This is a genomic window from Pseudomonas oryziphila (assembly GCF_003940825.1).
Taxonomy (GTDB): domain Bacteria; phylum Pseudomonadota; class Gammaproteobacteria; order Pseudomonadales; family Pseudomonadaceae; genus Aquipseudomonas; species Aquipseudomonas sichuanensis.
This window is the reverse complement of the sequence record NZ_CP034338.1, coordinates 4860361-4886391: the sequence shown is the minus strand read 5'-3', so window position 1 is coordinate 4886391 and position 26031 is coordinate 4860361. Positions and strand designations below refer to the sequence as shown.

The window sequence follows — 26031 nt, the reverse complement described above, 5'->3', positions numbered from 1 at the left end:
CAATCCGCAAGCAGGCCGGTGCGTTGCCCCATGTTCAGTGACTTCCTGAGTCGTCCGCGAGGAACGGCCCATTAAACCGCTTTTCTCCAAAGGCCCCTCGCTGGGCGTACGCCTGCTCGTGCTGGTGGTGATGTCGATCGCACTGATGGTGGTCGACTCGCGTTTCGACCTGCTCAAGCCCGTGCGCAGCCAGATGGGCCTGGTGTTGATGGAGTCCTACTGGATCACCGACCTGCCGCAGCGCATGTGGCAGGGTGTGGCTGGCCAGTTCGGCAGCCGCACCGAGCTGATCGCCGAAAACGAGAAACTCAAGACCGAAGCCTTGCTGCTGCAAGGGCGCCTGCAAAAGCTGGCGGCCTTGACCGAGCAGAACGTGCGCCTGCGTGAGCTGCTCAATTCCTCGGCGCTGGTCAACGAGAAGGTCGAGGTTGCCGAGCTGATCGGTGTCGATCCCAACCCGTTCACCCACCGCATCCTGATCAACAAGGGCGAGCGCGACGGCGTGTTCCTCGGCCAGCCGGTGCTCGATGCCCGTGGCCTGATGGGCCAGGTGGTCGAGCTGATGCCGTACACCTCGCGGGTGCTGCTGCTCACCGATACCACCCACAGCATTCCGGTGCAGGTCAACCGCAACGGCCTGCGCGCCATCGCCAGCGGCACCGGCAACCCGGAGCGCCTGGAACTGCGCCACGTAGCCGACACTGCCGACGTCAAGGAAGGCGACCTGCTGGTCAGCTCCGGCATGGGCCAACGCTTCCCGGCCGGCTACCCGGTGGCCACGGTCAACGAAGTGATCCACGATTCCGGCCAGCCATTCGCCATCGTCCGCGCCATCCCGACCGCCGCGCTCAACCGCAGCCGCTACATGCTGCTGGTGTTCAGCGACCGGCGGACCCCGGAAGAGCGTGCAACGGAAGCGGCGATTGCCCAGGAAGAAGCCGACCGCCAGGGGGCCGGGCATGGCCAGGCACCTGCAGCCCCGGCAACGCCAGCCGCGGCCAACGCCGCGCAGCCTGCCGCACCCGCCGCAGCTCCGGCACCTGCCGCAAACGTCACGGCCCCGGCCCACCCGGCCGCAGCGCCCGCTCAACCCCGGAGGCAATAATGGCCAGCACCCGTAGCAGAAACGGCTGGGCCATCTGGCTGACCTTTGCCATCGGCCTGTTGCTCAGCGTCTCGCCGATGCCGCAGTTCATGGAAGTGTTCCGGCCCATGTGGCTGGCGTTGCTGCTGGCGTTCTGGACCCTCACGGTGCCCACCAAGGTCGGCATGACCACCGCCTTCGTGCTGGGCCTGGCGGAAGATGTGCTGTACGGCACTTTGCTGGGGCAGAACGCACTCATCCTTACCCTCATCACTTTCCTCGTGCTGTCGCTGCAGCAGCGCCTGCGCATGTTCCCCATGTGGCAGCAGAGCCTGGTGATCCTGGTGATCTTCGGTATCGCCCAACTGATCCAGCTGTGGCTCAGCGCCCTGACCGGCAACCGCCTGCCAACGCTGGCGTTGGTCTGGTCGGCGGTGATCAGTGCCTTGCTCTGGCCGTGGGTCAGCTTCGCCCTGCGCGGCTTGCGCGTGCGCTTGCACATTCATTGACGCTGCGCCACCACTGACAGGGAGATGTCCACATGCCTCAACTTTACCTGGCCTCCGGTTCGCCGCGTCGTCGTGAACTGCTGACCCAGATCGGCGTGCCGTTCACTGTCGTCAGTGCCCCCATCGATGAAACCCCGTTGCCCGGCGAAGCCCCGGCAGCCTATGTCGAGCGCCTGGCCCAGGCCAAGGCGGTGGCCGGTTTCGCCCACACCGACGGCAACGGCGTGGTGCTGGGCGCGGACACCACGGTGGTGCTCGATGACGAAATCCTCGGCAAGCCAGAAGACCGCGAACACTTCCTGGCGATGCTCGGCGACCTGTCCAAGCGCGAGCACCAGGTGCTCACCGCGGTGGCGCTGACCGACGGCCGGCGCAGCATCAGCCGCTGCGTCAGCACCACGGTGCGCTTTCGCGCCATCTCCTTCGAAGAAGCCCTGCGCTACTGGGCCAGCGGCGAACCGCTGGACAAGGCCGGTGGCTATGCCATCCAGGGCTTGGGCGCGGTGTTCGTCAGCGGCATCGAGGGCAGCTATTCGGCCGTGGTCGGCCTGCCCTTGAGCGAGACCGCCGAGCTGCTGGAGCAATTCGCCGTTGCTGTCTGGCAGCCGCAAGAGGGTTCGACAGCGCGCTAGCCAGCCATCCCGCAGCGATCCATCATTACCGAAAACCTTGACGAGAGCCTGCCATGAGTGAAGAGATTCTGATCAACATCACCCCGATGGAATCACGCGTGGCAGTGGTGGAGAACGGTGTCCTGCAGGAGGTGCACGTAGAGCGCACCCAGCGCCGCGGCATCGTCGGCAACATCTATAAAGGCAAGGTGGTCAGGGTGTTGCCGGGCATGCAGGCAGCGTTCGTCGATATCGGCCTTGAGCGTGCGGCGTTCATTCATGCCTCGGAGATCTCGCTGCGCGAAGGGTCGGCGGTAGAGACCATCACTGCGCTGGTGCATGAAGGGCAGGCACTGGTGGTGCAGGTGACCAAGGACCCCATCGGTACCAAGGGCGCGCGCCTCACCACCCAGTTGTCGATCCCCTCGCGCTACCTGGTGTACATGCCGCGCAGCAGCCATGTCGGCATCTCTCTGAAAATCGAGGAAGAAGCCGAGCGTGATCGCCTCAAGCAGGTGGTCACCGACTGCATGGCCCAGGAAGAGATGAAGGACGCCGGCGGGTTCATCCTGCGCACCGCCGCCGAGGGCGCGCGTGCCGAGGATATTCTCCAGGACATCCGCTACCTGCGCCGCTTGTGGGAGCAGATTGGCTCGCAGATCAAGACCTGTGGCGCCCCTACCGTGATCTATGAAGACCTGGGCCTGGCGCTGCGAACGCTGCGCGACCTGGTCAACGCCAAGATCGAGAAGATCCGCATCGACTCACGGGAAACTTTCCAGAAGACCACGCAGTTCGTCGGCGAACTGATGCCGGAAATCGCCGATCGCCTTGAGCACTACCCGGGCGAGCGGCCGATCTTCGACCTGTATGGCGTGGAGGACGAAATCCAGCGTGCCCTGGACCGCAAGGTGCCGCTCAAGTCAGGCGGCTACCTGGTGGTCGACCCGGCGGAGGCGATGACCACCATCGACGTCAACACCGGTGCGTTCGTCGGCCATCGCAACCTTGAAGAGACCATTTTCAAGACCAACCTGGAAGCGGCCACGGCCATTGCCCGGCAACTGCGCCTGCGCAACATCGGCGGGATCATCATCATCGACTTCATCGACATGGAAGACGAAGAGCACCAACGCCAGGTGCTGCGCACGCTGGAGAAGCAGTTGGAGCGCGATCATGCCAAGACCAACATCATCGGCATCACCGAGCTGGGCCTGGTGCAGATGACCCGCAAGCGCACCCGCGAGAGCCTCGAACAGGTGCTGTGCGAGCCGTGTGCCGCCTGCCAGGGGCGCGGCAAACTGAAGACGCCCGAGACCATTTGCTACGAGATCTTCCGTGAGATCCTTCGCGAAGCCCGTGCCTACCAGGCAGAGGGCTATCGGGTACTGGCCAACCAGAAGGTGGTCGACCGGCTGCTGGACGAAGAGTCGGGTAACGTCGCCGAACTTGAGACTTTCATTGGGCGAACCATCCGCTTCCAGGTCGAGTCCATGTATTCCCAGGAACAATATGATGTGGTGCTGCTCTGACCGTCACTGAACCTATCTGCCCCAGGGACGGGCTGGCAAAGCGCTATTCAGCGGCCATAGTTAGTGGACGACTTGGAGGGCCTTGGCCATGGAGCGTCTGACCCGCGTTCTGAGCGCCTTGACCCGCTGGGGGTTGGCAATTTGCGCCCTGCTGGCGGTGCTGGTGGCGCTTTACGTCAGCCTCGGTCGGCAACTGATACCGCTGGTCGCCGAATACCGTGCAGACGCTGAGCTCAAGGCCGAACAGGCCTTGGGCCTGCCTGTGCATGTGGGGGCGCTGGAAGGCCGCTGGAGCGGCCTGGCCCCGGTCCTGCGGGTGCGCGATCTGCAACTGGGCGAAGGCGCCGCCGCGCTGCGCCTGGACGACGTCAAGCTGGTGCCGGACCTGTGGGCCAGCCTCAAGGCGCGCGAAGTGCGCCTGGCGCGCATCCAGCTCGGTGGCCTGCAGTTGATCCTGCGTGAAAACGAGCAGGGCGCCTGGGCCCTGGAAGGCTTGCCGCACAAGGATGATGCGCCGCTCGACCTGGCAGATGCCCTCAAGCGCCTGCGCCAGTTGGGCCGGGTCGACCTGTTCGACAGCCAGGTCACCTTGCACCCGTGGCAGCGCGAGCCCCTTACCCTCACCTATGTCAGCCTCGGCCTGCAGGCCGGTGCCTCGCGCCAGAGCCTGGACCTGCGCGCCACCTTGCCCGATGGCCAGCCGCTGGCCGTCAGCCTGCGCAGCCGGGCCACGGCCAGGGCCTGGCGCGATGGCCAGGTGGAAGCCTACCTCAGCCTGCCGCAGAGTGACTGGGCGCGCTGGCTGCCGCCGCGCCTGCTGGGCCAGTGGCAAGCCGATACCCTGCGGGCCGGCGGCGAGTTCTGGGTCGACTGGAGCCAAGGCCAGCTGCAAAGCGCCGTGGTGCGCCTGAATGCACCGCAACTCAAGGGCGCCTACAGCGAGCGTAAAGCGGTCGCCCTCGACAACGTGGCGTTGTCGGCCTGGTTCCAGCGCCGCAGCGAAGGTTTCGATGTGGCCGTGGACTCGCTTGCCGCGAGCATCGGCAAGACCCGCTGGGAATCTCACCTGCAAGTGGCGCAGCGCACGGGGCAGACGCCGGCCGAGGAGTCCTGGCAGGTCCAGGCCGATCGCCTCGAGCTGACGCCCCTGACCCCATTGATCGACGCCCTGGCGCCGCTGCCGGACAACCTCAAGGCCGTGGTCGACGCCCTCAAGGTCACGGGCGCCTTGCGCAATGTGCGCCTGGACATCCGCCCCAAGGCCGAAGGCGACCAGCGCGTGCAGTTCGCCGCCAACCTGGAGAAGGTTGGCTTCGATGCCTACCACGGAGCGCCTGCGGCCGGTAATGTCAGCGGCGCCATCAGCGGCGACCTGGGCCAGGGCGAGCTGCGCCTGGATACCGAGGCGTTCATGCTGCACTTGTACCCGATCTTCGCCAAACCCTGGCATTACCAGAAAGCCAACGCCCGCCTGACCTGGACGCTCGACAAGGAAGGCTTCACGCTGATCGCCCCCTACATCAAGGTGCTGGGCGAAGAGGGCAAGATCGCGGCTGACTTCCTGATCCGGCTGCTGTTCGAAGAGGGCCGCGAAGACTACATGGACCTGCGTGTCGGCATGACCGAGGGCGACGGCCGCTACACCGCCAAATACCTGCCCGAGGTGCTCAGCCCGGCGCTCGACGAATGGCTGCGCAGTGCCATCGTCAAGGGCAACGTCGACGAGGGCTACTTCCAGTACCAGGGCTCGCTCAACCATGGCGCGCCGCCACATGCCCGCGACATCAGCCTGTTCTTCAAGGTGCATGACGCGGCATTGGACTTCCAGCCGGGCTGGCCGCAGGTGCAGCAGGTGGACGGCGAAGTATTCATCGAAGACAGCGGTGTTCGCGTCAATGCCCGCAGTGGCATGCTGCTCGACACCCAGGTCAGTGATGTCCGCGTCAACATTCCGCATGTCGACGCGGGGCAGCACAGCCACCTTTACCTGGATGGCGATTTCGACGGCAGCCTCGGCGACGGCCTGAAGATTCTCAAGGAAGCCCCCATCGGCACGGGGGCGATCTTCGCCGGCTGGGAAGGCGAGGGGCCGCTCAAGGGCAAGGTCAAGCTGGACATTCCCCTGGAACATGGCCAGCGGCCCAAGGTGCTGGTGGACTTTGCAACCGCGAACGCCACGCTCAAGGTGGCGCCGCCAACCCTGGAACTGAGCCGCCTCAAAGGTGATTTCAGCTTCGATTACGACAAGGGGCTGAGCGGCAAGGACATTGTTCTGCAGGCGTTCGGCAAGCCGGTCACGGCGCAGATTGCCGCCGAAGGCAAGGACGGGCAGATCCAGAGCCGCATCACCGCCAATGGTCAGGTGGGCCTGAAGGCGCTGACCGACTGGCTGCAGTTCCAGCAGACGCTGCCCGTTTCGGGTGAGCTGCCCTACCAGTTGCAATTGCTGCTGGGCAGCCGCGATAACCGGCTGACCGTCAACTCTTCGCTCAAGGGCCTGACCATCGACCTGCCGGCGCCATTCGGCAAGGCGGCCTCGGATATCCGCGACAGCCGCTTCAGCCTGACCTTGCAAGGCCTGGAGCGGCGCATCGACGCAGCTTATGCAGACCTGGCCCGCTTTGCCTATGCCGCGCCCGCCGACAAGCTTGGCCAGGGCCGTGGCGAACTGCTGCTGGGCAGCGGTGAGGCCAACCTGCCCGGCGGCCAGGGCTTGCGGGTCCGCGGACACCTCGAAACACTGGACCTGGCCCCCTGGCAGGCACAGATGTCGAGCCTGGCCGGCCAGGACCCAGGCGGCAGTGCCCGGCAGAACCTGCAAGGCGTCGACCTGAGCATTGGCCAGCTCAAGGCTTTCGGCATGGACCTCAACCAGGCCGTGGTGCGCCTGGCGCGCAGCGGCCCAGCCTGGGACCTGCGCCTGGACAGCAAGGAAGTCATTGGCAATGCACGTATTCCCGATGCCAAGGGTGTGCCGCTCACCATCCGCTTGCCATCGCTGCGCCTGCCGCCCGCCGATCCGAACGTGACCGCGCCGGAGAACGCTCCGGACCCGTTGGCCAGCGTCGATCCGCGCAACGTGCCACCGCTGGACCTGACCATCGACAAGCTGTACCGAGGCGACGACCTGTTCGGCAGTGCAACCCTGAAAGTACGCCAGACCCCCCGTGGTATCGCCCTCAGCGACGTCGATCTGGACCTCAAGGGCCTGCACATCGATGGCAGTGGCGGTTGGGAAGGTGAAGCGGGCAGCACCTCGAGCTGGTACAAGGGCCGCCTGGACGGCAAGAACCTCGCCGATGTGCTCAAGGCCTGGGGCTTTGCGCCCACCGTCACCAGCCGCGACTTCCGCATGGACGTGGACGGCCGCTGGCCGGGTTCGCCTGCCTGGGTGAGCCTCAATCGCTATTCGGGCAGCCTCGACGCGGCGCTGCGTACCGGTCAGTTCGTCGAGGTCGAAGGCAGCGCCCAGGCCCTGCGGGTGTTCGGCCTGCTCAACTTCAACTCGATTGGCCGACGCTTGCGCCTGGACTTCTCCGACCTGTTCAGCAAAGGCCTGGCCTACGACCGGGTGAAAGGCCTGCTGGTGGCGAGCGAGGGCGTGTACGTGACCCGCGAACCGATCACCGTCACCGGCCCGTCGAGCAACTTTGAGCTCGATGGCACCCTGGATCTGGCGCGCGATCGGGTCGACGCCAACCTGATGGTGACGCTGCCGGTGACCAACAACCTGCCGCTCGCCGCGCTGATCATCGGTGCGCCGGCAGTGGGTGGGGCACTGTTCCTGGTCGACCGCCTGATCGGCGACCGTGTGGCGCGTTTTGCCAGCGTGCATTACCGCGTCGAGGGGCCGGTGAAAGAGCCTAAAATCACCTTTGTGAAACCTTTTGATAAATAAGCCCGGGGTTGCGATGACGTCAGCAGTGATCCAGATGGTCAGCCAGGACGATGTGCTGGCCAACCTGCAACGTGCCACTGCGCTGCTCGAGCAGGCCGCTGCCGGCGGTGCGCGGCTGGCGGTGCTGCCGGAGAATTTCGCGGCCATGGGCCGGCGCGACGCTGCCGCCATCGGGCGGGCCGAGGCCCTGGGCGAGGGGCCGATCCTGCCGTGGTTGAAACGCACGGCCCGCGACCTCAAGTTATGGATTGTCGCCGGCACGCTGCCGCTGCCACCGGTCGGCCAGCCTGAGGCAAAGTCCCACGCCTGCTCGCTGCTGATCGATGAGCACGGCGAGATCGCCGCGCGCTACGACAAGCTGCACCTGTTCGACGTGGATGTGGCCGACAACCGTGGCCGCTACCGCGAGTCGGATGACTACGCCCATGGCAGCCAGGTGGTGGTCGCCGATACGCCAGTGGGGCGCCTGGGCTTGTCGGTGTGCTACGACCTGCGCTTTCCAGAGCTGTACAGCGCCCTGCGCGCTGCCGGTGCCGAGCTGATCAGTGCACCGGCGGCGTTCACCGCAGTGACCGGCGCGGCGCACTGGGAAGTGCTGATCCGCGCGCGGGCCATCGAGACCCAGTGCTATGTACTGGCCGCCGCCCAGGGCGGCATGCATCCAGGGCCGCGGGAAACCCACGGCCAGGCGGCGATCGTCGACCCTTGGGGGCGGATCGTCGCGCAACAGGCGCGTGGCGAAGCAGTCTTGCTGGCCACGCGCGACAGCGAAGAACAGGCGTCCATCCGGGCGCGCATGCCGGTGGTTACCCACCGGCGCTTTTTCCCGCAGGACGCTTTGCGGCCTGCGCAGACCTCGGAGTGACTATGAGCCAGATGTTATCCACCGTCAGTGAGCAGCTCCTGGCCCCGGGCGGATTGACCCTCGACAGCTTGCAGACGGTGCTCGGCGAGTTGGCGGGCCCCGGTATCGACGCGGCAGACCTGTATTTCCAGGGCCAGATTTCGGAAACCTGGGCGCTGGAAGATGGCATCGTCAAAGAAGGCAGCTTCAACCTCGACCAAGGCGTGGGCGTGCGTGCCCAGTCCGGTGAGAAAACCGGCTTTGCCTACAGCAACGCGATCAACCTTGAAGCCCTGACCTCGGCCGCCCGCGCCGCCCGCTCGATCTCCCGCGCCGGGCAGAACGGCACGGTGCAGGCCTTCCGCAGCCAGGACGTGACCGCGCTGTACGCACCGGACAACCCTCTGGACGTGCTCAGCCGTGCCGAGAAGGTCGAGTTGCTCAAGCGCGTCGACGCCGCCACCCGTGCGCTCGATCCGCGGATCCAGCAAGTCAGCGTGAGCATGGCCGGGGTGTGGGAGCGCATTCTGATTGCCGCCGCCGACGGCAGTCTGGCTGCCGACATTCGGCCGCTGGTGCGTTTCAACGTCAGCGTGATCGTCGAGCAGAACGGCCGTCGCGAGCGCGGCGGGCAGGGCGGTGGCGGGCGTACCGACTACCGCTATTTCACCGAAGATCGGGTGATGGGCTATGCCCGCGAAGCGCTGCGCCAGGCGCTGGTCAACCTTGAAGCGATCCCTGCTCCGGCCGGTACCCTGCCGGTGGTGCTCGGCTCGGGCTGGTCCGGCGTGCTGCTGCATGAAGCGGTCGGCCATGGCCTGGAAGGCGACTTCAACCGCAAGGGCAGCTCGGCGTTCAGCGGGCGCATCGGCGAGAAAGTGGCGTCGAGCCTGTGCACCATCGTCGACGACGGCACCCTGGAAGGGCGCCGCGGTTCGCTGAGCGTCGATGACGAAGGCACCCCGACCGAGTGCACCACGCTGATCGAGAACGGCATCCTCAAGGGCTACATGCAGGACAAGCTAAACGCCCGCCTGATGGGCATGGCGGTGACCGGTAACGGCCGTCGCGAATCCTACGCCCACCTGCCGATGCCGCGCATGACCAACACCTACATGCGTGCTGGCGACAGCGACCCGCAGGAGATCATCGCCTCGGTGAAGAAGGGCATCTATTGCGCCAACCTCGGCGGTGGCCAGGTGGACATCACCAGCGGCAAGTTCGTGTTCTCCACCAGCGAGGCCTACCTGATCGAGGACGGCAAGATCACCGCGCCGGTCAAGGGCGCCACGCTGATCGGCAATGGCCCGGAGGCGATGAGCCGGGTGTCGATGGTCGGCAATGACCTGGCACTGGACAGCGGCGTGGGGACGTGCGGGAAGGATGGGCAGTCGGTGCCGGTGGGAGTGGGCCAGCCGACCCTGAAGCTGGACGCCATTACCGTGGGCGGTACGGGCGCTTGATGAACGATCGCGGGGCAGGCCCGCTCCCACGTTTGTGGGAGCGGGCTTGCCCCGCGATGGGCTCAGCGCAGGCCGCGCTGGGACTCGTCGAGCTCGCGGATGTACTTGAACACTTTACGCATGGCAGCAGGCGGCTTGTTCCGCGCCTTCTCGTGCTGGGCATGACGGATCAGCGAGCGCAGTTGCTGGCGGTCGGTGTCGGGGTACTCGTTGACGAAGCGCTCGAGGTCCTCGTCGTTGCCGTCGATCAGGCGGTCGCGCCAGCGCTCCAGGTTGTGGAAGCGCTCGTTGTACTGACGGGTCGAGCTGTCGATCTGGTCGAGCACGGCATGGATGGCGTCCAGGTCCTGCACGCGCATCAACTTGCCGACGAACGACATGTGGCGTTTACGGGCACCGTGCGCTACGTGCTTGCTGGCCTCGGCCAGCGCCTTGCGCAGCTCGTCGGTCAGCGGCAGGCGCGCCAGGGTGTCGACCTTGAGGGTGGTGAGGCGCTCACCGAGTTCGACCAGCGCATGCAGCTCGCGCTTGATCTGGGTTTTGCTTTTTTCGCCATCGAAGGCGTCGTCGTAAGAATCAACCATGGGGGCCGTCCGCAAGAAATCGCCGCCATGATAACCAGTCGGGGGCCGCTTGTCCGGCCCGGTCGTAGAATGACCCAAGCCGTACGCAGAATTTTCAGTGGAGAGAACCATGAGTGCAGTCCAGAGCGTAGGCCCCAAGGACCTGCCGGCGTTGCAGGAACAGGTCGAAGCGATCGTCGCCGAAGCGCGCCGCCAGGGTGCCAGCGCCTGCGAAGTGGCGGTGTCGCTGGAGCAGGGCCTGTCCACCAGCGTGCGCCAGCGCGAAGTCGAGACCGTCGAGTTCAACCGCGACCAGGGCTTCGGCATCACCCTCTACGTTGGCCAGCGCAAGGGCTCGGCCAGCACCTCGGCCAGCGGCCCTGAGGCGATCCGTGAGACCGTCGCGGCGGCACTGGCCATCGCCAAGCATACTTCCGAAGACGAATGCTCGGGCCTGGCCGATGCGGCGCTGATGGCCCGGGAGTTGCCCGACCTCGATCTGTACCACGATTGGGACATCGAGCCGGAGAAGGCCATCGAGATGGCGTTGGCCTGCGAGGCTGCCGCCTTCGATGCCGACAAGCGCATTCTCAATGCCGATGGCACCACGCTCAATACCCACCAAGGTGTGCGGGTGTACGGTAACAGCCATGGCTTTATCGGCGGCTACGCCTCCACCCGCCACAGCCTGAGCTGCGTGATGATCGCCGAGGGCGACGGGCAGATGCAGCGTGACTACTGGTACGACGTCAATCGGCAGGGCCATTTGCTGGCCGACCCGAGCAGCATTGGCGTGCGGGCCGCCCAGCGCGCCGCCAGCCGCCTGGGGGCCCGACCGGTGCCGACCTGCGAAGTGCCGGTGCTGTTCAGCGCCGAGCTGGCAGGCGGCCTGTTCGGCAGCTTCCTGTCGGCGATCTCCGGTGGCAACCTGTACCGCAAGTCGTCGTTCCTCGAAGGTACTCTTGGCCAGCGCCTGTTCCCTACCTGGCTGACCCTGGACGAGCGCCCGCACATTCCGCGAGCGCTGGGCAGTGCCTCGTTCGACGGTGATGGCCTGGCCACTTACGCCAAGCCGTTCGTCGACAAGGGTGAGCTGGTCTCCTACATCCTCGGTACTTATTCCGGGCGCAAGCTGGGGCTGCCGAGCACCGCCAACTCCGGCGGTGTGCACAACCTGTTCGTCACCCATGGGGTCGAGGACCAGGCGGCGTTGATCCGGCGCATGGGGCGCGGCCTGCTGGTGACCGAGCTGATGGGGCATGGCCTGAACATGGTCACCGGCGACTATTCCCGTGGTGCGGCGGGCTTCTGGGTCGAGAACGGCGAGATCCAGCATGCGGTGCAGGAAGTGACCATCGCCGGCAATATGAAAGACATGTTCCAGCAAATTGTGGCGATTGGCAGCGATATCGAAACCCGTAGCAATATCCACAGTGGCTCGGTATTGATCGAGCGGATGACGGTGGCGGGTAGCTGACTCAAAAGCCTGCGCCGCTCCCACGCTGTCAGCATCCTCTGTACCCCGACCCGGCCATCGCGCCGGGTTTTTATTTGCCTTTTGGTTAGCTTGAATTGATTCTATTTATCAATTAATAATGAATATCATTACCCAGTCACCCGGCGATGATCTTCATGAAAACCGTCCTCCACGAACTGCCCTACCTGGAAAACTGGCGCTGGCTCAGCCGGCGTATTCGTTGCGCCCTGGCGCCTGACGAGCCACGCCTGATCGAGCACTACCTGGCCGAAGGCCGTTACCTGGTGTGCTGCACCGAGACCTCGCCCTGGACGGTGGCAATGACCTCTTTCCGCCTGCTGCTGGATACCGCCTGCGACCGCATGCTGCCCTGGCACTGGCGCTGCCTGTGCCTCGACCAGGCATGGCGCCCGTTGCTCGACCTGCGCAACCTCGATCGCCAGGCGCACAACGAGCGCTGGCAACCCTTTGCGATGCAACTGGCCACCTGTGTGCTGTTGCCGTCGATTTCTCCCGAAGAACTGATGCAAGGACTTGAAGATGAGTGATACCCGTATCGAGCGTGACAGCATGGGTGAACTGCAGGTGCCGGCCCAGGCCCTGTACGGCGCCCAGACCCAGCGCGCGGTCGACAACTTCCCGGTCAGCGGCAAGCCGATGCCGGCCCAGTTCATCCGCGCCCTGCTGCTGGCCAAGGCGGCCGCGGCCAAGGCCAACGTCGAACTGCAGCAACTGAGCCCGGAGCAGGGCGGGGCAATCGTCAAGGCCGTGGAGCAACTGCTGGCCGAGGATTTCATCCAGCACTTCCCGGTCGATGTGTTCCAGACCGGCTCCGGCACCAGTTCGAACATGAACGCCAACGAGGTGATCGCCACCCTGGCCAGCCGCGTGCTTGGCGAGCAGGTCAATGCCAACGACCACGTCAATTGCGGCCAGAGCAGCAACGACATCATCCCCACCACCATCCACGTCAGCGCCGCCCTGGCCCTGCATGAGCAGTTGCTGCCGGCCTTGCGTCACCTGACGCAGGTGATCGAGAGCAAAGCCGTCGAAGTGCACAAGTACGTCAAGACCGGCCGCACCCACCTGATGGATGCCATGCCGGTGCGCATGAGCCAGGTGCTCGATGGTTGGGCGGCGCAGATCAAAGGCGCCCAGGCCCATGTCGAGGCCACGCTGCCAAGCGTGCAGGCGCTGGCCCAGGGTGGCACCGCGGTCGGCACCGGGATCAATGCCCATCCGCAGTTCGCGGCTGGCTTCGCTCGCCAGCTCAGTGGCCTGACCAAGGTCGAGTTCACCCCAGGCCAGAACCTGTTCGCTCTGATCGGCTCCCAGGACACCGCCGTGGCGTTGTCCGGCCAGCTCAAGACCACCGCGGTGGCGCTGATGAAGATCGCCAACGACCTGCGCTGGATGAACTCCGGCCCGCTGGCCGGCCTCGGTGAAATCGAACTGCAGGGCCTGCAGCCGGGTTCGTCGATCATGCCGGGCAAGGTCAACCCGGTGATCCCGGAGGCTACCGCGATGGTTGCAGCCCAGGTGATCGGCAACGACGCCACCATCGCCGTGGCGGGGCAGTCGGGCAACTTCGAGCTCAACGTGATGCTGCCGGTGATCGCCCGCAACCTGCTGGAAAGCATCGAACTGATGGCCAACGTCAGCCGCCTGTTGGCCGACAAGGCTATCGCGACCTTCAAGGTCAACGAAGGCAAGCTCAAGGAAGCGTTGTCGCGCAACCCGATCCTGGTCACCGCGTTGAACCCGATCATCGGTTACCTCAAGGCTGCCGAAATCGCCAAGACCGCCTACAAGCAGGGGCGCCCGGTCATCGACGTGGCGCTGGAGCACACCGACCTGTCCCGCGACCAGCTCGAAGCGCTGCTGGATCCGGAAAAACTCACCGCCGGCGGCATCTGAGCCAAGGCTGCCCAGGAGGCACGTCATGCAGCACTGGAGACGCACCACGCAAAACGCCAATCGCCTGTTCGACCAGGGCGAGCTGGTCGATGCCCGGGAACACTACCTGCAAGCGCTGGCCTTGGCCCAGGTGCTGTTCGAGCGCTGGCATGACGTCGATGAGGCGGTGGCCGCGCTGGTCGTCGCCCATCACAACCTGGCCGACCTACACCTGCGGCTGAACCAGCCGCACGAAAGCGCCGACTACCTGTGCGCTGCGCACCAGGCATTGCTCCAGGCCAGCCAGGAGCAACGTCTGCCCCAGGCGTTGCGCGATGCCGCGCTGCGCCACAGCGCACGCACCTACACCGAGTTGCTGAGTTTCATCGCCGACTATGGCCAGTACCCGCGCACCGAGCGCCTGCTCAATCGCCAGGCGCCGGCTGCCAGTGAACTGGTCGCACAAGCGGACCTCACGCTTCGTACATCTGCTCATGGAATCCACTGACATGCCCCATACCTTGCCTGCACTGCCTTATGCCTACGATGCGCTGGAGCCGCACATCGATACCCAGACCATGGAGATCCACCACAGCAAGCACCACCAGACCTACATCAACAACCTCAACGCCGCCATCGAGGGCACCGAGTGGGCCGAATGGCCGGTGGAGCGGTTGGTTGGCGCGGTCAAGCAGTTGCCCGAGAAGCTGCAAGGGGCAGTGATCAACCAAGGCGGCGGCCACGCCAACCACACCCTGTTCTGGACCGTCATGTCGCCCAAGGGCGGAGGCGAACCACAGGGCGAGGTGGCCAAGGCCATCGATGCCCAGCTGGGTGGTTTCGAGGCATTCAAGGACGCGTTCACCAAGGCCGCGCTGAGCCGCTTCGGCAGTGGCTGGGCCTGGCTCAGCGTCACGCCGGCGAAAACACTGGTGGTGGAAAGCAGTGGCAACCAGGACAGCCCGCTGATGCACGGCAACACGCCTATCCTGGGGCTCGACGTGTGGGAGCATGCCTACTACCTGAAGTACCAGAACCGTCGCCCGGAATACATTGGTGCTTTCTACAACGTGGTCGACTGGGCCGAAGTGGAACGCCGCTACCTTGAAACCCTGAAGTGAGTCGAACCGGTATGCGCTCCGAGGTGATGTCTGTCAGCAGTGTGCGCCTGTTCCGCCTGGCGCTTGGGACCTTGCTGTTGCTGGTTGGCACCGCGCTGCTGGTGGCGCGCGGCATCGCCTGGCTGGACCTGGAACCGCGCATGTTGCGTGCCCTGGAGGGCGGTGCACTGTGCGCACTGGGCACGGCATTGGGCGCGGTACCGGTGCTGGTGATTCGCAACATGCCTGTGGCGCTGGCCGACACCTTGCTTGGCTTTGGCGCCGGGGTGATGTTGGCCGCCACCGCGTTCTCGTTGATCATCCCGGGGCTGGAGGCGGCCCAGGCCATCGGCTACAGCCCCTGGGGCGCCGGTGGCTTGATCAGCGGCGGCCTGCTGTTCGGGGCGTTGTGCCTGTTCCTGGTCGATCTCAGGGTTTCCGGGGCGTCCCCCGAAGCGCTGGTCGGTACCGGGCAGCAGCCGGTGATCGCTGCGCGAATCTGGCTGTTCGTCATTGCCATCATCGCCCACAACATTCCCGAAGGCATGGCCATTGGTGTGTCTGCCGGGGGCGGCATGGCCGATGCCGACAGCCTGGCCATGGGCATTGCCCTGCAGGATGTGCCGGAGGGGCTGGTGATTGCCCTGGTGTTGGCGGGGGCCGGGATGCCGCGCTTCAAGGCATTCCTGATTGGCGCTGCGTCCGGGCTGGTCGAGCCGCTGGCGGCGGTCATCTGCGCCTGGCTGGTGAACATCGCCGAACTGCTGCTGCCACTGGGCCTGGCCTGCGCGGCGGGAGCGATGCTGCTGGTGGTGACCCAGGAAATCATCCCCGAATCACGCAGCAACGGACATCACCGCCTGGCGAGCCTGGGGTTGTGCGTGGGCTTCTGTCTGATGATGGTGATGGATACGGCGATGTCCTGAGTGTCAGGCGAAAATCACTTCCACCCGGCCTTCGCGCCGGGTCTTGGGGGCTTCCTTGACCACGATCTGTATGTCCCGGCCCAGGCGGGCGAGGCAATCGATCATCTTGCTTTCGCTGATGCCACGGAATTTGCCGCGGGTCAGGGCGGAGACCTTGGGTTGGCTCAGGCCGAGCAGCTCAGCGGCCTGTAGTTGAGTGAGCTGGCGTGCCTTGATGATGCTGCAGATCTTGCTGGCCAGGCAGGCCTTGACCAGCATCTCGCTGGCGTCGGCAAGGTGCAGGTCGGCATAGACGTTGTCTGTGCCTTCTTCGATTTCAATCATGTGTTTTCCCCTTCGAGTGAGCCTGTGCCAGTTTCAGGCGGGCATGAATCAAATCCACGTCATGCCTTGAGGTTTTGATGCCGCTGCGGGATTTCTTCTGGAAACAGTGCAGCACGTAAACCGCGTCGACCAGGCTGATGGTGTAGACCGCACGATAGGTGTCGCCGTGATGGTCTTCGACCACCTCGAGCACGCCGCCGCCTGAAAACCCTTTAAGCACCTTTGCCTGCCAGTGCTTGCCGCCTTCCTGAGCCTGATACAGAGCAAAACCGAACACATCTTGGACATCAGCCGGGAGTGCCTGGATATCCTTTCGGGAGCTACCAACCCAGAACAGGCGTTTGACATTCTTGATCGCTTCCATGAGATCGCCTCGAATCTATACCCATATTGGTATAGAGACAATCGCAGGATTGTTCACACCGACAATTGGTAGCGGATGTTACGCGGGGAGGGTTACTCGCCTTCGTCGAAGAAGTTGTTGATCAGCGCCACCAGCGCTTCGAGGGCGTCGTTGTCCTGCTCGCCTTCGGTGAGCAGATGCACCTGGGTGCCCTTCCCGGCGGCGAGCATCATCACCGCCATGATGCTCTTGCCGTCCACCAGTTTGTCCGGTGCGCGGCCGACCCGCACCTGGCAGGGGAAGCGCCCGGCCACGCCGACGAACTTGGCTGCCGCGCGGGCATGCAGGCCCAGCTTGTTGATGATGGTTATTTCGCGGGCGGGCATCGTGTGGCGGATCCTGTGGGCTAGAGGTCGCGATGGCGGACCTGGACATTTTTCAGGGATTGCTGGAGCAACTGGCCGAGCCGTTCGGTGATGTACACCGAGCGGTGATGGCCGCCAGTGCAGCCGATGGCGATGGTGACATAGGCGCGGTTGCTGGCGGCGAAGCGGGGCAGCCATTTAAGCAAGTAGCTGGAGATGTCCTGGAACATCTCGTCGACGTCCGGCTGGGCGGCCAGGTAGTCGATCACCGGCTGTTCGAGCCCGGAGTGGTCACGAAGTTCCGGCTTCCAATAAGGGTTGGGCAGGCAGCGCACGTCGAATACCACATCGGCATCCACTGGCATGCCTCGCTTGAAACCGAAGGATTCGACCAGAAAGGCGGTGCCGGGCTCGGGCTGGTTGAGCAGCCGCAGCTTGATCGAGTCGCGCAGTTGGTAGAGGTTCAGCCGGGTGGTGTCGATCTTCAGGTCGGCCAGGTCAGCGATGGGGCCCAGCAGCTCGCTTTCTACCCGGATGGCCTCGGCCAGCGAACGGTTGGCGTTGGTCAGCGGGTGGCGGCGGCGGGTCTCGGAAAAGCGCTTGAGCAGGGTTTCTTCGTCAGCGTCCAGATACAGCACATCGCACTGGATATGCCGGGAGCGTGCCTCTTCCAGCAGTTCGGGGAAGCGCGTCAGGTGGCTGGGCAGGTTGCGCGCATCGATGGAGACAGCCACTTTGGGCTGTTGCAACTCGGTGTTGATCAGCGCGTTTTCCGCCAACTGCGGCAACAACCCGGCAGGCAGGTTGTCGATGCAGTAGTAGCCATTGTCTTCCAGCACGTCGAGGGCGGTGCTTTTACCCGAGCCGGAGCGGCCGCTGACGATGATCAGGCGCATGTTCAGGCCTCGTTCTGGACGTCCAAGACCACCTGGTAGAGCGCTTCGTTGCTGTTGGCAGCACGCAGGCGCTTACGCACATCCTCGCGATCGAGCATGCTGGCGATCTGGCGCAGCAATTCAAGGTGCGCATCGGTCGCGGCTTCGGGGACCAGCAGGACGAACAGCAGGTCCACGGGCGCGCCATCGATGGCGTCGTAATCGATGGGAGCTTCCAGGTGCAGCAGGGCACTGACGGGCGCTGAGCAACCCTCGAGCCTGCAGTGGGGAATGGCGATGCCATTGCCAAAACCGGTGGAGCCGAGCTTTTCGCGGGCAATCAGCTTCTCGAAGACGTCTTGCATCTCGAGCTCTGGGATTTGCTCGGCAATTACAGTGGCGACCTTTTCGAGGGCGCGCTTCTTACTGCCGCCCGGCACGTTCACGAGGGAACGGCCGGGGGTCAGGATGGTTTCAAGTCGGATCATGGATGAGGGGGATCAGCGGGCGGCTGCGCCTTGCAGCAGGCTTTGCTGTTTTTCCTTGTGTTTTTTCAGTTGGCGGTCGAGCTTGTCGGCAAGCGCGTCGATCGCGGCATACATGTCTTGGTGTTCGGCATTGGCAACAACTTCGCCACCGGGTATCTGGAGCGTGGCTTCAACCTTTTGCTGCAGCTTCTCGACTTTCATGATCACCGTCACGTTGGTGATCTTGTCGAAATGACCCTCCAGTCGGGCGAGCTTTTCGAGCACGTAATCGCGCAGTGGTTGGGTGACTTCTACATGCTGTCCACTGATGTTGACTTGCATACAGCTTCTCCTTTGTTGCCCGTGCATAAAGAGGCAGGTATTGCACCTGCCACTGAAACGCTATGGCTTACCCAGGGGCTACATCAGTCGCTTGCGCTCACTCGAAGGGGCGATGCCCAACGATTCACGGTACTTGGCGACGGTGCGACGGGCTACCTGGATGCCTTGTGCCTCCAGTAAACCAGCGATCTTGCTGTCACTCAATGGCTTTTTCTGATTTTCCGCGGCGACCAGTTTCTTGATGATCGCGCGGATCGCCGTGGACGAGCATTCGCCGCCTTCGGCAGTGCTCACGTGGCTCGAGAAAAAGTACTTGAGCTCGTAGATGCCGCGTGGCGTGTGCATGTATTTCTGTGTGGTGACCCGGGAAATGGTCGACTCATGCATGCCCACCGCCTCGGCGATGTCGTGCAGCACCAGCGGCTTCATGGCCTCGTCGCCGTGATCAAGGAAGCCGCGCTGGTGTTCGACGATCTGGGTCGCCACTTTCATCAGGGTTTCGTTGCGGCTTTGCAGGCTCTTGATGAACCAGCGCGCTTCCTGCAACTGGTTGCGCATGAAGGTGTTGTCGGCGCTGGTGTCGGCGCGACGCACGAAACCTGCGTACTGCGGATTGACCCGCAGGCGCGGCACGGCTTCCTGGTTGAGCTCGACCAGCCAGCGTTCGTTGTCCTTGCGCACGATGACGTCCGGCACCACGTATTCGGGTTCGCTCGACTCGATCTGTGAGCCAGGGCGCGGATTGAGCGTCTGCACCAGCTCGATGACTTGGCGCAGTTCGTCTTCCTTGAGTTTCATGCGGCGCATGAGCTGGCTGTAGTCGCGGCTGCCGAGCAGGTCGATATAGTCGCTGACCAGGCGCTGAGCTTCGCTCATCCACGGCGTCGAGGCCGGCAGCTGGCGCAGTTGCAACAACAGGCACTCACCCAGGGAGCGGGCGCCGATGCCGGCGGGCTCGAACTGCTGGATGCGGTGCAGCACCGCCTCTACCTCGTCCAGCTCGATGTCGAGCTCAGGGTCGAAGCCGGCGCAGATTTCTTCGAGGGTATCTTCCAGGTAGCCCTGGCCGTTGATGCTGTCGATCAGGGTAACGGCAATCAGCCTGTCGGTGTCGGACATCGGCGCGAGGTTGAGCTGCCAGAGCAGGTGGCTTTGCAGGCTCTCGCCCACGGACGTGCGGGTGGTGAAGTCCCACTCGTCATCATCGTTGCTGGGCAGGCTGCTGGCGCTGGTCTGGTAGATGTCTTCCCAGGCGGTGTCGACAGGCAGCTCGTTGGGGATGCGCTCGGCCCACTCGCCTTCTTCCAGGGTTTCGGTGTTGCCGGTGGTTTCCTGGAAGCTGGTGTCCTGGGCTTCGGCGACCGGTTTGCTTTCGGCGTTGTCCGCCATCGGGTCGCTGTTGTCGAAGTCGTCGCCGTCTTCCTGGCGTTCGAGCATCGGATTGGATTCCAGCGCCTCCTGGATTTCCTGCTGTAGGTCCAGGGTGGAAAGCTGAAGCAGACGAATGGCCTGTTGCAACTGCGGGGTCATCGTCAGTTGCTGGCCCATTTTTAGGACGAGCGATGGTTTCATGGCAGGGGCTTAATACCTTGTTAGCCGGCGCACATGCGCCATCTACTACCTGTAGGGCGCTGGGCGCCGATTTTAAGCAAGTTCGTATGCAACTCGTATGCCTGAAATTCTAGCGCTTGCCTAGAGCACAGTAACACTTAAGCCCTGAACGGGCGTGTGCGCCAGTGCTCCAGGCGGGCCTGGATCAGAGGCGGAACTCGTGACCCAGGTAGACCTCCTTGACCAACTGGTTGGCCAGGATGGTCTCGGCATCGCCCTCGGCGATCAGTTGACCATCGTTGACGATGTAGGCCGTCTCGCAGATGTCCAGCGTCTCGCGAACGTTGTGGTCGGTGATCAGCACGCCGATCCCCTTGTTCTTGAGGTGGTGGATGATCTGCTTGATGTCGCCCACCGAGATCGGGTCGACGCCGGCGAACGGTTCATCCAGCAGGATGAACTTGGGCGCGGTGGCCAGGGCGCGGGCGATTTCGACACGGCGGCGTTCACCACCGGAAAGGCTCATGCCGAGGTTGTCGCGGATGTGGCTGATGTGGAATTCCTGCAGCAGGCTTTCCAGCTCCTTGCGCCGGCCGTCGCGGTCGAGGTCCTTGCGGGTCTCGAGGATGGCCATGATGTTGTCGGCCACCGACAGCTTGCGGAAGATCGAGGCTTCCTGCGGCAGGTAGCCGATGCCGGATTGGGCGCGGCCGTGCATGGGCTGGTGGCTGACGTCGAGGCTGTCGATCAGTACCCGGCCCTGATCGGCCTGTACCAGGCCGACGATCATGTAGAAGCAGGTGGTCTTGCCGGCGCCGTTAGGGCCGAGCAAACCGACGATCTGGCCGCTGTCGATGGACAGGCTGACGTCGCGAACGACTTGCCGGCCTTTGTAGCTCTTGGCCAGGTGCTGGGCTTTGAGGGTTGCCATTTACTCGGCCTTTTTCTTCGGTTGAATGACCATGTCGATGCGCTGACGTGGTGCAGTCACGTTGCCGCCGCGGCCGGCGGTCGCCACCTGGGTTTTGGTGTTGTAGACGATCTTCTCGCCTTCGGTGGTGTTGCCTTCGTTCTCGACCTTGGCGCGGTCGGTCAGGATGACCATTTCTTTTTGCGCCTGGTACTGGATGGTCACGGCCCAGCCTTTCATCTTGTCCGGCTTGGCAGCGCTCTGCTGCTGCTCGAAGTAGGCCAGGTTGCCCACCGAGGTGACCACGTCGATGTCGCCGTTGGCGGCGCGGGTCATGGTCACGGTGTTGCCTTTGATCACCATCGAACCTTGGGTAATGATCACGTCGCCGGTGTAGGTGGCCACACCCTGCTTGTCGTCCAGGTGCGCGTTGTCGGCCTGGATGCGAATTGGCTGGTCACGGTCGTTCGGCAGGGCGAAGGCGCTCGCGCTTCCCAGTGCTACGCCCAGGCTGAGCAGAAGGGGGATGGTTTTAACGAGCCTCATACTGTCCTCTTACGTTAGAGAGCAGGTCCATCCTGCCTTCTTTCAAATACGCTTTCATTCCTTTGCCCGTAGTCGTGCCACCGGCGCCGTCGATTCTAACGGCTTGCTCGGTCTGCGCATATTGCTTCTGCGGGAACACGGTCATGCGTGTGCTGGTAATGATGGTTTGACGTTGCTTTTCGTCGGTGCGGGCAACCCGCACGTTGTCGATCAATTCGACTTCGGTGCCGTCCGGGTTGACCTCGGCGCGCGTGCTCTGCACATGCCAGGGGTACTCGGTGCCGCGGTACATGTGCAGGTCGGGTGTGGTCACCAGAGTGACTTCGCTGGCCTTGAGGTGCTCGACCTTGTCGGCGGTCATTTCGTATTGCAGCTTGCCGTCAGGCAGGAACTGCACGCTGTGAGCGTTGATCGCGTAGTAGTCGATGGCGCTCTCGTCGGTCTGCGCGACCGGCTTGTCGAGGAAGCTCTCGGGGCTGATGTTCCAGTACCCGACGGCCGCCAGCACGGCGGCTATTACGCCAAGCAGCGCGAAATTTCTGATCTTCTTGCTGAACATGGGGGGCCTTACAGGTAGTGGGCGTTGGCAGCGTCCAGGGTACCCTGGGCCTGCATGATCAGTTCGCAGAACTCGCGGGCGGCACCCTCGCCGCCGCGTGCCTGGGTGACGCCGTGGGCATGCTGGCGAACGAACGGCGCGGCATTGCTTACCGCCATGCCCAGGCCCACTCGGCGAATCACCGGCAGGTCGGGCAGGTCGTCACCCAGATAAGCCACCTGTTCGTAGCTTAGATTGAGTTCGGCAAGCAGGCCGTCCAGCACCACCAGCTTGTCCTCGCGCCCCTGGAACAGGTGCGGGATGCCGAGGTTCTTCGCCCGGCGCTCGACCACCGGCGTCTTGCGCCCGCTGATGATCGCCGTGGTGACCCCTGCGGCCATGAGCATCTTGATGCCGTGGCCGTCGAGGGTGTTGAAGGTCTTGAATTCGCTGCCGTCTTCAAGGAAGTACAGGCGGCCATCGGTGAGCACGCCGTCAACGTCGAACACCGCCAGCTTGATGGCCTTGGCGCGTTGCATGAGGTCCTGGTTCATTTACATCACTCCGGCGCGCAGCAGGTCGTGCATGTTCAGGGCACCGGTCGGCCGGTCGCTCTGATCGACAACGACAAGTGCGCTGATCTTGTGGTCTTCCATGATTTTGAGCGCCTCGGCAGCGAGCATCTCGGCGCGGGCGGTCTTGCCGTGCACGGTCATGACTTCGTCGATGAGGGTCTTGTGCACGTCGATATTGCGATCAAGGCTGCGGCGCAGGTCGCCGTCGGTGAAGATCCCGGCCAGCGTGCCGTCGTGCTCCAGCACTACGGTCATGCCCAGGCCCTTGCGCGACATTTCGATCAGCGCGTCCTTGAGCAGGGTGCCGCGCTGCACCTGGGGCAGTTCGTCGCCGGCATGCATCACGTTCTCGACCTTCAGCAACAAGCGGCGGCCCAGTGCCCCACCGGGGTGGGAAAAGGCGAAGTCTTCGGCGGTGAACCCGCGCGCTTCCAGCAGGGCGATGGCCAGTGCATCGCCCAGGGCCAGCGAGGCGGTGGTGGAGGAGGTCGGTGCCAGGTTGAGCGGGCAGGCTTCCTGGGCGACGCTGGCGTCGAGGTTGACTTCGGCGGCCTGCGCCAGCGGCGAGTCCGGGTTGCCGGTCAGGCTGATCAACTGGATGCCCAGGCGCTTGATCAGCGGCAGCAGGGTGACGATCTCGGCGGTGCTGCCCGAGTTGGACAGGGCAAGGATGACATCGTCACGGGTGATCATGCCCATGTCGCCATGGCTGGCTTCGGCCGGGTGCACGAAAAATGCCGGCGTGCCGGTGCTGGCGAGGGTGGCGGCGATCTTGTTGCCGATATGCCCGGATTTGCCCATGCCGACCACGACTACCCGGCCCTTGCTCGCCAGGATCAGCTCGCAGGCCTTGACGAAGTCACCGTCGATGCGGGCCAGCAGTGCCTGCACAGCCTCGAGTTCCAGGCGCAGGGTGCGCTGGGCGGATTGGATCAGCTCGCTGGATTGGCTCATGTCGAAAACGCAATGCCTGATGAAAAGGCGGCGATTATAGCCGCAATGTGTGAAAGGCTCATCCATTCGATTGTCGTAAGAAAGCAACGCAAGGCTGTCGCCTGCCTGAACAGCCGGATTTGCGGCCTTGGGGGCGTGCCATCTGCGGTGCTATAGTTCGCCGCTGTTCGGCCCGCCAGGGACCAGTGTGCCTTCAAGATGAGGGCAGGCGTCCACGAAGACGAGGCTGCATTGCAAGGAGTCTAGATGAGTGTGGATAGCGCCTGCGCGGTCGAGCTGAAGGGAGTCACCTTCAAGCGTGGTTCGCGCAGCATTTTCAGCAACGTGGACATTCGCATTCCCCGTGGCAAGGTCACCGGTATCATGGGGCCCTCGGGGTGCGGCAAGACGACATTGCTGCGTCTGATGGGCGCACAGTTGCGGCCGTCCAGCGGTGAAGTCTGGGTCAATGGCCAGAACCTGCCCGCGTTGTCGCGGGGCGACCTGTTCGATGCACGCAAGCAGATGGGCGTGCTGTTCCAGAGCGGCGCCCTGTTCACCGACCTCGATGTCTTCGAGAACGTCGCCTTCCCGCTGCGCGTACACACCGAGCTGCCGGACGATCTGATTCGTGACATCGTCCTGATGAAGTTGCAGGCCGTGGGCCTGCGCGGTGCCATCGACCTGATGCCCGACGAGCTCTCCGGCGGCATGAAGCGCCGCGTGGCGCTAGCCCGGGCGATTGCCCTCGACCCGCAGATCCTCATGTACGACGAGCCGTTCGTCGGCCAGGACCCGATCGCCATGGGCGTGCTGGTCCGCCTGATCCGTCTGCTCAACGACGCCCTGGGTATCACCAGCATCGTGGTTTCCCACGACCTGGCGGAAACCGCCAGCATCGCCGACTACATCTATGTGGTGGGTGATGGCCAGGTGCTGGGGCAGGGCACGCCCGCCGAACTGATGGGCTCGGACAACCCGCGTATCCGCCAGTTCATGAAGGGCGACCCGGACGGTCCGGTACCCTTCCACTTCCCTGCGCCAGACTACCGCGCCGATTTGCTGGGGGCGCGTTGATGCGCAGAAAATCCTTACTCGAACGTATCCGTCTGTTTGGCCGCTCGGCCATCGACGTGCTGGCGGTGCTGGGCCGTTCCTGCCTGTTCCTTGGTCACGCGCTGAGCGGTCGAGGTGGTGTCGGCGGCGGCTTCCAGTTGCTGGTCAAGCAGCTCTATTCGGTTGGCGTGCTGTCGTTGGCGATCATCGTCGTGTCCGGGGTGTTCATCGGCATGGTGCTGGCGCTGCAGGGCTACAGCATCCTCGCCCGCTATGGTTCGGAGCAGGCCGTGGGGCAGATGGTTGCCCTGACCCTGCTGCGTGAGCTCGGGCCAGTGGTGACCGGCCTGCTGTTCGCCGGCCGTGCGGGTTCCGCGCTGACGGCCGAAATCGGCAACATGAAGTCCACCGAGCAGCTGTCGAGCCTGGAAATGATCGGTGTCGATCCGCTCAAGTACATCGTCGCCCCACGCCTGTGGGCCGGCTTCATCTCGCTGCCGCTGCTGGCGCTGATCTTCAGCGTGGTGGGTATCTGGGGTGGCTCGTGGGTCGCGGTCGACTGGCTGGGCGTCTACGAAGGCTCGTTCTGGGCCAACATGCAGAACAGCGTTTCTTTCACCGACGACGTGATCAACGGGCTGATCAAGAGCTTGGTGTTTGCCTTCGTCGTCACCTGGATCGCCGTATTCCAGGGGTATGACTGCGAGCCCACCTCAGAAGGGATCAGTCGTGCCACCACCAAGACCGTAGTCTATGCCTCGTTGGCAGTGCTGGGTCTGGACTTTATTCTGACCGCCTTGATGTTTGGAGATTTCTGATGCAAAACCGCACCCTGGAAATCGGTGTCGGCCTGTTCCTCCTGGCCGGGATCCTGGCGCTGCTGCTGCTGGCCCTGCGTGTCAGCGGGCTGTCGGCCAGCCCGAGCAGCGACACGTACAAAGTTTATGCCTACTTCGACAATATCGCCGGTTTGACGGTCAGAGCTAAAGTGACCATGGCTGGTGTGACCATCGGCAAGGTCACGGCCATCGATCTGGACCGCGACTCGTACACCGGTCGGGTCACGTTGCAGCTGGACAAGAACGTCGACAACCTGCCGACCGACTCCACTGCCTCGATCCTGACCGCCGGCCTGCTGGGCGAGAAGTACATCGGCATCAGCGTGGGCGGCGAAGAAGCGGTTCTCAAAGACGGCAGCACCATCCACGACACCCAGTCGGCGCTGGTGCTGGAAGACCTGATCGGCAAATTCCTGCTCAATACAGTGGGCAAGGAACCCAAAGAAGCGCAACCGGCTAATTAA

General features: G+C 63.9%; 29 protein-coding genes. 16 read left to right on the top strand and 13 right to left on the bottom strand.

Annotation, left to right across the window (positions count from 1 at the left end; genetic code table 11):
• Positions 1-118 precede the first annotated feature (118 nt).
• From mreC to tldD, 7 genes are all read left to right on the top strand, one after another.
• The gene (gene mreC / locus EJA05_RS22885) at positions 119-1105 is read left to right on the top strand and encodes a rod shape-determining protein MreC (protein WP_374045899.1); all 987 of its coding nucleotides are present in this window, start codon (positions 119-121) and stop codon (positions 1103-1105) included.
• Positions 1105-1593, top strand: coding sequence for a rod shape-determining protein MreD (gene mreD, locus EJA05_RS22880; RefSeq protein ID WP_125465355.1), 489 nt, complete (start codon positions 1105-1107; stop codon positions 1591-1593). The genes mreC and mreD overlap by 1 nt, the downstream gene beginning before the upstream one ends.
• Before the next feature lie 32 nt (positions 1594-1625).
• Positions 1626-2225 carry a Maf family protein gene (locus tag EJA05_RS22875; protein WP_125465354.1) on the top strand — a complete coding sequence of 200 codons (600 nt, stop codon included), beginning with the start codon at positions 1626-1628 and terminating at the stop codon, positions 2223-2225.
• A gap of 53 nt (positions 2226-2278) precedes the next feature.
• Entirely contained in the window at positions 2279-3736 is a 1458-nt protein-coding gene (gene rng / locus EJA05_RS22870) for a ribonuclease G (protein WP_125465353.1), read from the top strand.
• Between the two features lie 88 nt (positions 3737-3824).
• Positions 3825-7634: a YhdP family protein gene (locus EJA05_RS22865; protein ID WP_125860103.1), complete on the top strand. Its 3810-nt coding sequence runs from the start codon at positions 3825-3827 to the stop codon at positions 7632-7634.
• Positions 7635-7647: 13 nt separating this feature from the next.
• Entirely contained in the window at positions 7648-8499 is an 852-nt protein-coding gene (locus EJA05_RS22860; RefSeq protein WP_125465351.1) for a carbon-nitrogen hydrolase family protein, read from the top strand.
• 2 nt (positions 8500-8501) lie between these two features.
• Entirely contained in the window at positions 8502-9941 is a 1440-nt protein-coding gene (gene tldD / locus EJA05_RS22855; protein ID WP_125860102.1) for a metalloprotease TldD, read from the top strand.
• A 62-nt stretch (positions 9942-10003) separates the two neighbouring features.
• Here tldD and yjgA read toward each other — a convergent pair whose 3' ends face one another.
• Positions 10004-10525, bottom strand: a complete 522-nt coding sequence (yjgA, locus tag EJA05_RS22850) for a ribosome biogenesis factor YjgA (RefSeq protein WP_125860100.1) — start codon at positions 10523-10525, stop codon at positions 10004-10006.
• 109 nt (positions 10526-10634) lie between these two features.
• Between yjgA and pmbA the strand changes: the two genes are divergently transcribed.
• The 6 genes from pmbA to EJA05_RS22820 all read left to right on the top strand — a co-directional run bounded on the left by pmbA (position 10635) and on the right by EJA05_RS22820 (position 15903).
• Positions 10635-11981, top strand: coding sequence for a metalloprotease PmbA (gene pmbA, locus EJA05_RS22845; protein WP_125860098.1), 1347 nt, complete (start codon positions 10635-10637; stop codon positions 11979-11981).
• Positions 11982-12127: 146 nt separating this feature from the next.
• Complete coding sequence (locus EJA05_RS22840) at positions 12128-12529, top strand: FagA protein (RefSeq protein WP_125860096.1); 402 nt, start codon at positions 12128-12130, stop codon at positions 12527-12529.
• The gene (locus EJA05_RS22835) at positions 12522-13898 is read left to right on the top strand and encodes a class II fumarate hydratase (protein WP_125860094.1); all 1377 of its coding nucleotides are present in this window, start codon (positions 12522-12524) and stop codon (positions 13896-13898) included. The genes EJA05_RS22840 and EJA05_RS22835 overlap by 8 nt, the downstream gene beginning before the upstream one ends.
• Positions 13899-13923: 25 nt before the next feature.
• Positions 13924-14385, top strand: a complete 462-nt coding sequence (locus EJA05_RS22830; protein ID WP_125860092.1) for a hypothetical protein — start codon at positions 13924-13926, stop codon at positions 14383-14385.
• A 1-nt stretch (position 14386) separates the two neighbouring features.
• Positions 14387-14998: a superoxide dismutase gene (locus EJA05_RS22825; protein ID WP_125860090.1), complete on the top strand. Its 612-nt coding sequence runs from the start codon at positions 14387-14389 to the stop codon at positions 14996-14998.
• A gap of 11 nt (positions 14999-15009) precedes the next feature.
• On the top strand, positions 15010-15903 hold the full coding sequence (locus EJA05_RS22820; RefSeq protein WP_125861410.1) for a ZIP family metal transporter: 894 nt from the start codon (positions 15010-15012) through the stop codon (positions 15901-15903).
• A 3-nt stretch (positions 15904-15906) separates the two neighbouring features.
• On the opposite strand, the gene EJA05_RS22815 is transcribed toward EJA05_RS22820, so the two are convergent.
• The 12 genes from EJA05_RS22815 to EJA05_RS22760 form a co-directional block, all read right to left on the bottom strand.
• Positions 15907-16227 (bottom strand): helix-turn-helix domain-containing protein, encoded by a 321-nt coding sequence (locus EJA05_RS22815; RefSeq protein ID WP_125860088.1) that lies wholly within the window; start codon positions 16225-16227, stop codon positions 15907-15909.
• Positions 16220-16591: a type II toxin-antitoxin system RelE/ParE family toxin gene (locus EJA05_RS22810; protein WP_125860086.1), complete on the bottom strand. Its 372-nt coding sequence runs from the start codon at positions 16589-16591 to the stop codon at positions 16220-16222. The genes EJA05_RS22815 and EJA05_RS22810 overlap by 8 nt, the downstream gene beginning before the upstream one ends.
• Positions 16592-16683: 92 nt before the next feature.
• A complete protein-coding gene (locus tag EJA05_RS22805; protein ID WP_125860083.1) occupies positions 16684-16956 on the bottom strand; it encodes an HPr family phosphocarrier protein in 273 nt (90 codons plus the stop codon).
• Positions 16957-16976: 20 nt separating this feature from the next.
• A complete protein-coding gene (gene rapZ, locus EJA05_RS22800; RefSeq protein ID WP_125860081.1) occupies positions 16977-17831 on the bottom strand; it encodes an RNase adapter RapZ in 855 nt (284 codons plus the stop codon).
• A gap of 2 nt (positions 17832-17833) precedes the next feature.
• A complete protein-coding gene (ptsN, locus tag EJA05_RS22795) occupies positions 17834-18298 on the bottom strand; it encodes a PTS IIA-like nitrogen regulatory protein PtsN (RefSeq protein WP_110993433.1) in 465 nt (154 codons plus the stop codon).
• Between the two features lie 12 nt (positions 18299-18310).
• Positions 18311-18619 carry a ribosome hibernation-promoting factor, HPF/YfiA family gene (hpf, locus tag EJA05_RS22790; RefSeq protein ID WP_110993432.1) on the bottom strand — a complete coding sequence of 103 codons (309 nt, stop codon included), beginning with the start codon at positions 18617-18619 and terminating at the stop codon, positions 18311-18313.
• Between the two features lie 78 nt (positions 18620-18697).
• The gene (locus EJA05_RS22785; RefSeq protein WP_125860080.1) at positions 18698-20191 is read right to left on the bottom strand and encodes an RNA polymerase factor sigma-54; all 1494 of its coding nucleotides are present in this window, start codon (positions 20189-20191) and stop codon (positions 18698-18700) included.
• Positions 20192-20375: 184 nt separating this feature from the next.
• Positions 20376-21101, bottom strand: coding sequence for an LPS export ABC transporter ATP-binding protein (gene lptB / locus EJA05_RS22780; RefSeq protein WP_110993430.1), 726 nt, complete (start codon positions 21099-21101; stop codon positions 20376-20378).
• Positions 21102-21626 (bottom strand): lipopolysaccharide transport periplasmic protein LptA, encoded by a 525-nt coding sequence (gene lptA, locus EJA05_RS22775; RefSeq protein WP_110993429.1) that lies wholly within the window; start codon positions 21624-21626, stop codon positions 21102-21104. It lies immediately after the preceding gene.
• Entirely contained in the window at positions 21613-22185 is a 573-nt protein-coding gene (gene lptC / locus EJA05_RS22770) for an LPS export ABC transporter periplasmic protein LptC (RefSeq protein ID WP_125465340.1), read from the bottom strand. Before lptC ends, lptA begins: the two co-directional genes overlap by 14 nt.
• A gap of 8 nt (positions 22186-22193) precedes the next feature.
• On the bottom strand, positions 22194-22718 hold the full coding sequence (locus EJA05_RS22765) for a KdsC family phosphatase (protein ID WP_125465339.1): 525 nt from the start codon (positions 22716-22718) through the stop codon (positions 22194-22196).
• Positions 22719-23693, bottom strand: a complete 975-nt coding sequence (locus tag EJA05_RS22760; RefSeq protein WP_125465338.1) for a KpsF/GutQ family sugar-phosphate isomerase — start codon at positions 23691-23693, stop codon at positions 22719-22721. It abuts the gene before it with no gap.
• Positions 23694-23939: 246 nt separating this feature from the next.
• Here EJA05_RS22760 and EJA05_RS22755 point away from each other — a divergent pair, with 246 nt between their 5' ends.
• The 3 genes from EJA05_RS22755 to mlaD are packed head-to-tail and all read left to right on the top strand — an operon-like array spanning position 23940 to position 26031.
• Complete coding sequence (locus EJA05_RS22755; protein ID WP_110993425.1) at positions 23940-24749, top strand: ATP-binding cassette domain-containing protein; 810 nt, start codon at positions 23940-23942, stop codon at positions 24747-24749.
• Positions 24749-25546, top strand: coding sequence for a lipid asymmetry maintenance ABC transporter permease subunit MlaE (gene mlaE / locus EJA05_RS22750; protein WP_110993424.1), 798 nt, complete (start codon positions 24749-24751; stop codon positions 25544-25546). The genes EJA05_RS22755 and mlaE overlap by 1 nt, the downstream gene beginning before the upstream one ends.
• Positions 25546-26031: an outer membrane lipid asymmetry maintenance protein MlaD gene (gene mlaD / locus EJA05_RS22745; RefSeq protein WP_110993423.1), complete on the top strand. Its 486-nt coding sequence runs from the start codon at positions 25546-25548 to the stop codon at positions 26029-26031. Before mlaE ends, mlaD begins: the two co-directional genes overlap by 1 nt.

Bases quoted from the DNA above. Each gene is read 5' to 3' on its own strand.
- EJA05_RS22860 (WP_125465351.1), top strand. From the start codon at position 7,648: ATGACGTCAGCAGTGATCCAGATGGTCAGCCAGGACGATGTGCTGGCC.
- EJA05_RS22755 (WP_110993425.1), top strand. From the start codon at position 23,940: ATGAGTGTGGATAGCGCCTGCGCGGTCGAGCTGAAGGGAGTCACCTTC.
- EJA05_RS22820 (WP_125861410.1), top strand. From the start codon at position 15,010: ATGCGCTCCGAGGTGATGTCTGTCAGCAGTGTGCGCCTGTTCCGCCTG.
- EJA05_RS22805 (WP_125860083.1), bottom strand. From the start codon at position 16,956: ATGCCCGCCCGCGAAATAACCATCATCAACAAGCTGGGCCTGCATGCC.
- yjgA (WP_125860100.1), bottom strand. From the start codon at position 10,525: ATGGTTGATTCTTACGACGACGCCTTCGATGGCGAAAAAAGCAAAACC.
- EJA05_RS22875 (WP_125465354.1), top strand. From the start codon at position 1,626: ATGCCTCAACTTTACCTGGCCTCCGGTTCGCCGCGTCGTCGTGAACTG.
- EJA05_RS22765 (WP_125465339.1), bottom strand. From the start codon at position 22,718: ATGAACCAGGACCTCATGCAACGCGCCAAGGCCATCAAGCTGGCGGTG.
- EJA05_RS22760 (WP_125465338.1), bottom strand. From the start codon at position 23,693: ATGAGCCAATCCAGCGAGCTGATCCAATCCGCCCAGCGCACCCTGCGC.
- EJA05_RS22825 (WP_125860090.1), top strand. From the start codon at position 14,387: ATGCCCCATACCTTGCCTGCACTGCCTTATGCCTACGATGCGCTGGAG.
- mlaD (WP_110993423.1), top strand. From the start codon at position 25,546: ATGCAAAACCGCACCCTGGAAATCGGTGTCGGCCTGTTCCTCCTGGCC.
- EJA05_RS22830 (WP_125860092.1), top strand. From the start codon at position 13,924: ATGCAGCACTGGAGACGCACCACGCAAAACGCCAATCGCCTGTTCGAC.
- EJA05_RS22835 (WP_125860094.1), top strand. From the start codon at position 12,522: ATGAGTGATACCCGTATCGAGCGTGACAGCATGGGTGAACTGCAGGTG.
- rng (WP_125465353.1), top strand. From the start codon at position 2,279: ATGAGTGAAGAGATTCTGATCAACATCACCCCGATGGAATCACGCGTG.
- mreD (WP_125465355.1), top strand. From the start codon at position 1,105: ATGGCCAGCACCCGTAGCAGAAACGGCTGGGCCATCTGGCTGACCTTT.
- rapZ (WP_125860081.1), bottom strand. From the start codon at position 17,831: ATGCGCCTGATCATCGTCAGCGGCCGCTCCGGCTCGGGTAAAAGCACC.
- EJA05_RS22815 (WP_125860088.1), bottom strand. From the start codon at position 16,227: ATGATTGAAATCGAAGAAGGCACAGACAACGTCTATGCCGACCTGCAC.
- lptC (WP_125465340.1), bottom strand. From the start codon at position 22,185: ATGTTCAGCAAGAAGATCAGAAATTTCGCGCTGCTTGGCGTAATAGCC.
- mlaE (WP_110993424.1), top strand. From the start codon at position 24,749: ATGCGCAGAAAATCCTTACTCGAACGTATCCGTCTGTTTGGCCGCTCG.
- ptsN (WP_110993433.1), bottom strand. From the start codon at position 18,298: ATGATCCGACTTGAAACCATCCTGACCCCCGGCCGTTCCCTCGTGAAC.
- EJA05_RS22810 (WP_125860086.1), bottom strand. From the start codon at position 16,591: ATGGAAGCGATCAAGAATGTCAAACGCCTGTTCTGGGTTGGTAGCTCC.
- lptA (WP_110993429.1), bottom strand. From the start codon at position 21,626: ATGAGGCTCGTTAAAACCATCCCCCTTCTGCTCAGCCTGGGCGTAGCA.
- hpf (WP_110993432.1), bottom strand. From the start codon at position 18,619: ATGCAAGTCAACATCAGTGGACAGCATGTAGAAGTCACCCAACCACTG.
- EJA05_RS22840 (WP_125860096.1), top strand. From the start codon at position 12,128: ATGATCTTCATGAAAACCGTCCTCCACGAACTGCCCTACCTGGAAAAC.
- EJA05_RS22785 (WP_125860080.1), bottom strand. From the start codon at position 20,191: ATGAAACCATCGCTCGTCCTAAAAATGGGCCAGCAACTGACGATGACC.
- lptB (WP_110993430.1), bottom strand. From the start codon at position 21,101: ATGGCAACCCTCAAAGCCCAGCACCTGGCCAAGAGCTACAAAGGCCGG.
- pmbA (WP_125860098.1), top strand. From the start codon at position 10,635: ATGAGTGCAGTCCAGAGCGTAGGCCCCAAGGACCTGCCGGCGTTGCAG.
- tldD (WP_125860102.1), top strand. From the start codon at position 8,502: ATGAGCCAGATGTTATCCACCGTCAGTGAGCAGCTCCTGGCCCCGGGC.
- EJA05_RS22865 (WP_125860103.1), top strand. From the start codon at position 3,825: ATGGAGCGTCTGACCCGCGTTCTGAGCGCCTTGACCCGCTGGGGGTTG.